This is a genomic window from Desulfuromonadaceae bacterium (assembly GCA_019429445.1).
Taxonomy (GTDB): domain Bacteria; phylum Desulfobacterota; class Desulfuromonadia; order Desulfuromonadales; family JAHYIW01; genus JAHYIW01.
Genome location: JAHYIW010000019.1, coordinates 59,206 through 66,701, shown reverse-complemented (window position 1 = coordinate 66,701; position 7,496 = coordinate 59,206). Strand labels below are relative to the sequence as shown.

Below are 7,496 nucleotides of genomic sequence, written 5' to 3'. Positions count from 1 at the left end.
CTTTTCGCCCCGTGCCTGTCGGCGTCTTCGTAGCGAACGGGGCGTGTTGTATTGATGCCGCCATGAAACCCGGCTATAGAAATTTTCAACGCCAACGGGGCCCCATAAGAAAAGGCCCCGTCCCGGTCATCTTATACTGACTCGTCTATTTACTGCTATGTTTCCGGTAGATCTGAGAGCAGACCCAGATGATCAACAAACGGAACGAAATCTCGGGCTGCATCTGCCAACTTCACACCTTCCCTTTTACCAGCGCATATGCCATCATAAATCATGACTACCGACGCCACCCTCTCCGCTGCCATCAGCCGCCATCAGGTCACCATCAGTCAGAACGATTATGATCAGATGCGTATGCTGGTTCGCGACCTTGACCGGCTGAGCACCCTCCCCGGCTACCACGCACTGCTCGCAGACCGACTACCGGAGGTCGCCGCATTCGATCCCGGTCAGCAGGCGGTGCTGCTCGGCTACGATTTCCATCTCACCGCCGACGGTCCGCGCCTGATTGAGGTCAACAGCAACGCCGGAGGGCTGCTGCTGGCGGCGCGTGCCATGCACGGTCAGGAGCTGGTGCGCTTCGGTGAGCTGGATCAGATCCTCTGGACAGCCTTCTGTGCCGAATATGCGGCCTGCTCACACGAGGCCAACGCCGTCCCACAACACATCGCCATCATTGACGAAACCCCCGAGGAACAGTTTCTTTATCCGGAGCTGGAAGCCTTCGCCGCCCTGTTTCGTGCGCGGGGGTGTCAGGTCGTCATCACTGACCCGACGCAGCTGAGCGCGGATCACAATGGTCTCTGCCACGACGGCCAAAAGATCGATCTGATCTATAACCGCCATTGTGATTTTCTCCTGAAAAGTTCCGCGCTGGCGGAGATCCGCGCCGCGTACTTAAACGGCAGCGTCTGCCTCACCCCCAACCCGCGCGGCTTCGCGCTGCTCAGCGACAAGGAACGGCTGGTCTGCTGGTCCGCTGCGGCGTGGCTGCAACAGGCCGGGCTTGAACCGGCAACAGCACGACGCATCGCGACGCTGGTGCCGGAAGCACACCTGCTGGCCGACCTTGACCCGGATGAATGCTGGCAGCAGCGCAAGCAACGGGTGTTCAAACCGGTTGACGCCTACGCCAGCCGGGGGGTTTACACCGGCGAAAAGTTGTCGCGGAAGAAATTCGCCGAACTTGACCCCGCCACCACGCTGGTCCAGCAGCTGGCCCCACCATCGCTCACAGCGACGGCGGACGGCAACTTTAAAACCGACTTGCGCCTCTTTGCCCGACGCGACCAGATCATCGCCCTCACCGCCCGCCTCTATCGCGGCCAGGTGACCAATCTGCGCACCGAAGGGGGCGGATTCGCGGCGGTGCAGATAACAGCGGAGGCTCCTCATGCTGACGTCACAATTCCTGCTTGACCCAAAACTGTTCCGCCCGGTTCGACCGGACGTTACTCAGGGGGTTTACGGGTATACCTTCTGCCCCGCGCCGATCCGGGTCACCCTGACCCGCATCGATACGGGTGGCGGCTTTGCCCCGCACAGCGATCATTACGGACACATCTTTATCTTTCTGTCCGGGGGGGGGGATGTGCTCATTGGAACGACAAGGCAACGGATTGAAGCGGGGGGGATCTGGACCATTCCGGCGGGGACGATTCACGCCATCAGCAACGATCAGGAGCAGGCGTTGCTGTTACTCAGCTGCAATGTGCCGACCACCTATCCGCTCGACGTACCGCTGAACAACCTATGTGCAGAAATTCCGGCAGATTTGCCGGACGAGCATTTTGATCCGCTCTATGCCACAGATAATTTTCTGCTCGAACGGATCGTGTCACGCGGCCACGCCACGGCGCCCGGCAGCTGGTATCAACAGGAGCGCCCGGAATGGGTGTACCTTCTTTGCGGGGGCGCACGGCTGGCGTTTGATCATGCAAAACCGTGCACTCTTGCCCCCGGCGATCAGCTCCTGTTACCGGCGGGTCTGCGGCATCGTGTTGACTGGACCGCCCCCGAGGCCGATACGCTCTGGCTGGCACTGCACTTCATCCCGGAATAAAACCGCTTCAGTTCCCCGCGTCATCCCCGCGGCGACGCAATTTCTGAATATGTCCGTGAACGCCGCGTTGCAGACTGATGAACACCGATTCGAGGATATTGACCCCGACCAGAACCCCGACAGTCAACACGGCGGCAACAATCGCGGCAACATTGCGCCCCTCTCCGGCGAGCACCCCGATCGCTGCCAGCACCCAGATGGTCGCCGCCGAGGTCACTCCCAGCACCGCGCCTTCGCGGGTCAGAATAACCCCGGCACCAAGGAACCCGATGCCGGTGACCACCTGCCCGATCACCCGTGACGGATCGCCCATCTCTCCGGCAATCGACACCCCCGCGACCACAAAGATATAGGTGCCCATACAGATCAGTGTGCTGGTCCGGATTCCTGCCGGTTTGCCACACAGTTGTCGTTCGAGACCGACGATGCCACCGCAGATAAAGGTAGTCAGCAGACCGCTCCAGTGCAGCGGTGTGATCGCCTGGTCCAGTTGCAGGAATACGGTCGTATCGATCATTGGTTGAGGTCTTTCTCGATGACCGTCAGGGGTGATGGCGAATGCGCCGTCTGCCCGCCTGCACAACCTGTAACGGTTCGATGACCGGGACGGGCGGGCTGGTATTGGTGTAGGTGTAGGTGTCACCGCGATAATTTTTCAGCACCACCTCAGCGCCGATACTTTGCAGGTAGTCGGGCAACAGCGGTATCTTGCCGCCACCACCGGGGGCGTCGATCACGTAAGCCGGTACGCCAAGACCGGAGGTGTGCCCGCGCAGCGCACGGATAATCTCGATCCCCTCTTCGACACTGGTGCGAAAGTGGTCGGTCCCCTGCACCATATCCGCCTGATAGATGTAATAGGGGCGAACGCGAATGGCGAGGAGCTTCTGCATCAGCAGCTTTATCACCGCCGGGGTGTCGTTCACGCCGCGCAGTAGCACCGTCTGGTTCCCCAGCGGGATACCGATGTCGGCCAGCCGGGCACAGGCTTTGGCGGCAGTCGCGGTGATCTCGTCCGGATGATTGAAGTGCGTATTGATATAGAGCGGATGGTACTTGCGCAACACGCGAATCAACCCCAGGGTGATGCGCTGCGGCAGTACCACCGGCACGCGACTGCCGATGCGGATGATTTCGATGTGCCGGATGGCGCGCAGTTCGCCAAGGATCCAGTCGAGCTTCTCGTCGGAGAGCAGCAACGGGTCGCCGCCGGACACAATCACGTCACGAATTTCGGTGTGCGCGCGCAGGTAGTCCAGCCCCGCTACGATCGTTTCCCGGTTGACGACCATATGCTCGCCGCCGACCTTGCGCTTGCGGGTACAGAAGCGGCAATACATGGCGCACTCGGAACAGACCAGGAAGAGCGCCCGATCCGGATAACGATGCACCAGATTCGGTACCGGACTCTGGTTTTCCTCGTCGAGCGGATCGGCGGGACAGACCATATCCTGCACTTCCTGCACCGACGGCACCGCCTGCCGCCAGATCGGATCATCGACCGACTTGATCAGGCTGGCGTAATACGGATTGACCCGCATCGGATACTGTTCAGCCACCGCCTCCAGCGGACGCGAATCAATGCCGTACTGGCGCGTCAGATCGCCCGGTCTGGTCACACTTCTTTGCAACAATCGTTGCCACGTCTCCATCGCTGTCGCTCTCCTTTGGCGCGATCAGAAGCGTTTAACATAAGTCAGGCGGTCATCGCCCGGCTTGTAAAAATCACGAATCCGCGATTCCTCGACATAGCCGCCCTGCTCGTAAAACTGGCGGGTGCGTTGGTAGCCCCCTTGAGAAGAGGTTTCCAGGCAGAGCATGCGGCCACCGCGCTGCCGCACAACATCTTCAACGTACTTCATCAGCCGCCGTCCGACACCGCTCCCCTGCCGCGCCGGATCAACCGCAATCCAGTACAGATCATAATTTCCGACGGTCAGCGGCACGGGTCCAAAGAGCGCGTAACCGGCGACATGCTCGCCGATTTCATTCACCACGACCGCGTAGTCCTGCTGTTGCGGGGTGGCAACCACCGTCTCCAGCAGTTCGAGGGCAATCGCAATTTCCTCGTCGGTAAAAGCATCGGTGGCCACGAGGATCTCTTCAATCTGGGGGATGTCATCGCGTCTCAGTTTTCGCATGGATATTAACCTCTTGGTTGGCGTTTGCTAGCAAACTGTAAAATACGTTCAATCAGTTGCGGATAGCTCAATCCGGCCACCCCGGCGCTGCGGGCCAGACCGGCATCAGGGCTGATATCGGGATTGGCGTTGACTTCCAGAATATAGGGAATGCCGTCGCGCAGGCGGAAATCGACGCGGGCGTAATCGCGGCATTCGAGCAGCTTGCAGGCGCGCAGGGCAACATCGCGCAGCAACATGGCACTGCGATTCTTCAACGGGGCCGGGCAGATCGGCACCGTCAACTGATACTGCCGATCCTGCTCCAGCCATTTCCCTTCATAACTGACAATCGGGCGCACCAGATCGGGGTGAAACTGGATTTCGGAGAGTGGTAGCACCTCATGGGGGCCATTACCGATGATGGCGGCGTTGATCTCGCGCCCGTCGATGAATTCCTCGACCAGCGCCCCCTGTTGATAGACCCGATGGATGTAGTCGATCCGGACGTGAAGCTCACGCTCATTTTCGACCACGCTTTCGTTGGTAATCCCCTGCGACGCGTCTTCCCAACGCGGCTTGACGATCAGCGGGTAGAGCATATCTCTGATGCGGGGGTAGTGTTCACCGAGTTTGACCACATGATATTTGGGGGTCGGCAACTGATGTCTGGCGAGAAGATCCTTGGTGCGCGCCTTGTCCTGGGTCAGGCCAAGCGCGAGCGCCGTCGAACCGGTAAAGGTGAGCCCCAACAGGTCATAAAGCGCCGCGACGTGCATTTCCTTGCGGCTGTCGCCCCAGAACGCTTCACAAAGATTAAAGACCAGCGCGGGCCGGTTACGGCGCAATTCGGTTGCAAAGGCCGTGATATCGTCACCCAGCGGCACCAGTACGGGACGGTGCCCCAGCTCGGTCAGCGCTGCGGCAACCGCCTGTGCTTCCAGCTCCGCACCTTCCTCGGCAATGCGATCGATCGCCTCACCGCGAGCGGCAACGTGAGGAACAAGATTAAAGCATACGGCAACGTGCATCATCCACCCCCCAGGAGGGTAACGCCAGCCGTTCACCAGCGGCATCGACCACTGCCAGGATCATCTCAGGGTAAGACAGCCCGAATGCCCGCGCCGCTTTGGGGAAACAACTGTTCTGCTCTGGACGGGGCAGAATGCCTGGCAGCGGGTTGAGTTCGATCACCTGTGGACGCCCCTGGGCATCAAGACGGACGTCAATCCGGCACCAGTCACGACAGCCGAGGGCGTTGAAGGCCGCTTTGCACAGTTCTTCAATCTGCATGCGCAACAGCGGTTCAAGGGCCGCCGGGCAGGTAAAGATCTGCAACGGATCCTCCTCCTGATCCCACAGCCACTTGGCTTCATAGGAATAGATCGGCTGAACTCCGGCGGGCAGAATATCCAGATTGATTTCCACAATCGGCAGAACCGTCAAGCTGGATCCGTTGCCAATCATTGCCACGGTGAACTCGCGACCGGGGAGGAACTCCTCGATCAGCGCCGGTTGCTGATAGGTATCCAGAACCCATGTAAGCTGGCGGATCAATTCCTGCCGGTTTCGCACCAGGGCTTTATCGGTGACCCCTTTGCTCGATCCTTCCAGCGTGGGTTTAATGATCAGCGGATAACGTAACCGGGAGGGGATCTCCAGCAGGGAGTGGACGACGCTGAAGCGCGGCGTCGCAATACCGTGGTGAGAGAGGATTTCCTTGGTACGGCGTTTGTCGAGGCACAGACCGAGAGTCAGCGGGTCGCTGCCGGTGTAAGGGATCTGCAACAGATCAAGGATGGCCGGGATCTGCGCTTCACGGCTGGTGCCGTGCAACCCTTCGGCGATATTGAAAACCAGATCGGGCTTCAGCTGCCGATAGCGTTCAAACGCGTCCAGATTGGCCTCGACCAGAGAGACCTGATGACGTGTCACCAGGGCGGCTGCGACCGCCTGGATGGTGTGAACGTCGTCCCACTCGGCGTAGAGATCGGCGGCGGGGAGCTCAGGAGGTTCCGACGGAGGTTCGGCCGTATCTTCGTTGAGATTGTCCGCAGCGTCCTTCAGGTTGAAGGAAAGTGCAATATGCATGGTGTTAACCCCGTAAAATCGTCCAGCTGCTTGAACAGAATTCTTCCCGCAGGAAGAGGATCATGGCGTCTTCAGGGCCGAACCGCCTTGTGGCGTGCGGCTGGTAGTAAGGGGTTAACTTTTTCAGCGGGCATGTCGTGGATTCCGACCCCTGAACGCCATTAACTATCTGCTCCTATACGCCGCTGTTTTTGGCTTGTCAACAGAAAAAAACGACCCAAAAAAACACTATATATATCGAGTGCTTGCAAAAAAATCATCGGCAAAATTCAGGTAAAAAAACCGCTCCAGATTCCACTAAAAAAACTGCGGCTGTTGACGCCAATACTGCGGGTGCGATAGCCGCCTTCCTGAACCAGCAATGTGGGCAATTTTACCCGCCCGATCTGCTCTCCGATCAGCGTAAAATCAGCGGCGTTTAAACTCCAGCTTCCGGTCGGATCGCCCTTGGCCGTATCGAAACCGACGCAGACCACCAGATAGTCAGGCTTGAAACGCTCAATCTGTTTAATCGCCCTGGCCAGGGTAAGCCGATAATGGTCGCTGGTGAGCTGCTCTGCCAGCGGCAGGTTAAGATTGAAGCCCTTGCCTTCCCCCTCGCCGATCTCGTCTTCAAAACCGCTGAAACAGGGGTAGGCAAAACGGGGATGACCGTGCAACGACACGGTGAGCACATCGCTGCGCTGATAGAAAATGACCTGCTGGCCATTGCCGTGATGATAGTCGATATCGAGAATCGCGACCCGCCCGAAATCAGTCAGAAAATGTGCAGCAATGGCGGCGTTATTGAAATAACAGAAACCGCCGAACGTGCGCCGCTCGGCATGATGCCCCGGCGGACGCACCAGCGCGTAAGCCAGGCGAAACCCCTCCAGCAACAGCGTCGCGGCGGTCAGGCACAATCGACCGCACCTTTGGTCGCCTTCCAGGCGTTGATGTAATCGAGAAAGCAGAACTTCAGATCCGCTTCATGCGAAAGCAGGGCAAACCCCTGCACCCGCTGACGCCCGTCCTCGGCCACATAAAGAACCGAACGAAACCCCTGTTTGCGCGGGTTGTGCAGCAGCTCGGGAATCTTGTCGATATCACGCTGGGCAAGGAGCGGAAACTGCTCGCGAAGAATCTGGCGAATCTGGCTGAAAGCTGCCTGGTTGACCGGACGCAGGTCATCGTAAATACGGCGGATCCGAAACATGTCAATACCTCTCAGGGGAGAAATAGCC

General features: G+C 58.9%; 9 protein-coding genes. 2 read left to right on the top strand and 7 right to left on the bottom strand.

Annotated features, from left to right (window positions below; all coding sequences use genetic code 11):
* Positions 1-273 precede the first annotated feature (273 nt).
* On the top strand, positions 274-1,419 hold the full coding sequence (locus tag K0A93_09270) for a hypothetical protein (GenBank protein ID MBW6512280.1): 1,146 nt from the start codon (positions 274-276) through the stop codon (positions 1,417-1,419).
* A complete protein-coding gene (locus tag K0A93_09265; protein MBW6512279.1) occupies positions 1,394-2,062 on the top strand; it encodes a cupin domain-containing protein in 669 nt (222 codons plus the stop codon). The genes K0A93_09270 and K0A93_09265 overlap by 26 nt, the downstream gene beginning before the upstream one ends.
* A gap of 7 nt (positions 2,063-2,069) precedes the next feature.
* Here K0A93_09265 and K0A93_09260 read toward each other — a convergent pair whose 3' ends face one another.
* From K0A93_09260 to K0A93_09230, 7 genes are all read right to left on the bottom strand, one after another.
* Positions 2,070-2,579: an MgtC/SapB family protein gene (locus K0A93_09260; GenBank protein MBW6512278.1), complete on the bottom strand. Its 510-nt coding sequence runs from the start codon at positions 2,577-2,579 to the stop codon at positions 2,070-2,072.
* Positions 2,580-2,604: 25 nt separating this feature from the next.
* On the bottom strand, positions 2,605-3,714 hold the full coding sequence (locus K0A93_09255; GenBank protein MBW6512277.1) for a KamA family radical SAM protein: 1,110 nt from the start codon (positions 3,712-3,714) through the stop codon (positions 2,605-2,607).
* Between the two features lie 24 nt (positions 3,715-3,738).
* Positions 3,739-4,203: a GNAT family N-acetyltransferase gene (locus K0A93_09250; GenBank protein MBW6512276.1), complete on the bottom strand. Its 465-nt coding sequence runs from the start codon at positions 4,201-4,203 to the stop codon at positions 3,739-3,741.
* Positions 4,204-4,208: 5 nt separating this feature from the next.
* The gene (locus K0A93_09245; protein ID MBW6512275.1) at positions 4,209-5,216 is read right to left on the bottom strand and encodes an ATP-grasp domain-containing protein; all 1,008 of its coding nucleotides are present in this window, start codon (positions 5,214-5,216) and stop codon (positions 4,209-4,211) included.
* Entirely contained in the window at positions 5,191-6,273 is a 1,083-nt protein-coding gene (locus K0A93_09240; GenBank protein ID MBW6512274.1) for an ATP-grasp domain-containing protein, read from the bottom strand. The genes K0A93_09245 and K0A93_09240 overlap by 26 nt, the downstream gene beginning before the upstream one ends.
* Positions 6,274-6,542: 269 nt before the next feature.
* Positions 6,543-7,175, bottom strand: coding sequence for a histone deacetylase family protein (locus tag K0A93_09235; GenBank protein MBW6512273.1), 633 nt, complete (start codon positions 7,173-7,175; stop codon positions 6,543-6,545).
* Positions 7,166-7,468: a hypothetical protein gene (locus K0A93_09230; GenBank protein ID MBW6512272.1), complete on the bottom strand. Its 303-nt coding sequence runs from the start codon at positions 7,466-7,468 to the stop codon at positions 7,166-7,168. Before K0A93_09230 ends, K0A93_09235 begins: the two co-directional genes overlap by 10 nt.
* Positions 7,469-7,496: the final 28 nt, after the last annotated feature.